The sequence below is a fragment of the Pseudonocardia oceanicola genome, assembly GCF_047200735.1.
Taxonomy (GTDB): Bacteria; Actinomycetota; Actinomycetes; order Mycobacteriales; family Pseudonocardiaceae; genus Pseudonocardia.
Window position 1 is genome coordinate 1 of record NZ_JBJZON010000086.1, and the last position, 716, is coordinate 716.

Here is a 716-nt window from a genome sequence, read left to right on the forward strand (position 1 = left end):
CGGGTGTTCTCCAGCGCGGCGTCCGGGTCGCGATCGTAGGAGAGCTTGATCTCGATCGTCCGGTCGATGTCGTCGAAGGAGCGCGACTCCTTCTCCGCGCCCTCCTTGACCGCCGGGATCAGCTTCTCGGTGTAGAGGTCCATGCCCTTGCCCGAGGTGCAGATGAAACCCTCCCCGGAGCGGCCCGCGTAGCGCGCCACCACCGGCCCGCCGGCGGCGATGTAGACCGGCACCGGCCTCTCCGGCCGGTCGTAGATCGAGGCGTTGACCAGCCGGTAGTAGTCGCCCTCGAAGTCCACGTTCTCCTCGGTCCACAGCGCGCGCATCAGCCGCACCGCCTCGCGCAGCCGGGCGAAGCGCTCCTTGAACTCCGGCCACTCCATGCCCGACACCGCGATCTCGTTGAGCGCCTCGCCGGTGCCCGCGCCGAGGATGATCCGGTTGTCGTAGAGCAGCGCCATGGTGGCGAAGGTCTGCGCCATCACCGCCGGGTTGTAGCGGAACGTCGGCGTGGTCACGCTCGTGCCGATCTGCACCCGGCGGGTGCGCTCCCCCACCGCCGCCATCCAGGTCAGGGCCGACGGGGCGTGGCCGCCCTCGTGCCGCCACGGCAGGAAGTGGTCCGACACCCACACGCTGTCCAGGCCCACCTCCTCGGCCCGCACCGCGTACTCCACCAGGTCACGGGGCCCGAACTGCTCCGCCGAGGCCTTGTA

Annotated in this window: 1 protein-coding gene; it reads right to left on the bottom strand. The window is 70.3% G+C overall.

Annotated features, from left to right (window positions below; genetic code table 11):
• On the bottom strand, nucleotides 1-716 hold a 716-nt coding region (fgd, locus tag ACL02T_RS34920; RefSeq protein ID WP_412835095.1), incomplete at both ends, for a glucose-6-phosphate dehydrogenase (coenzyme-F420).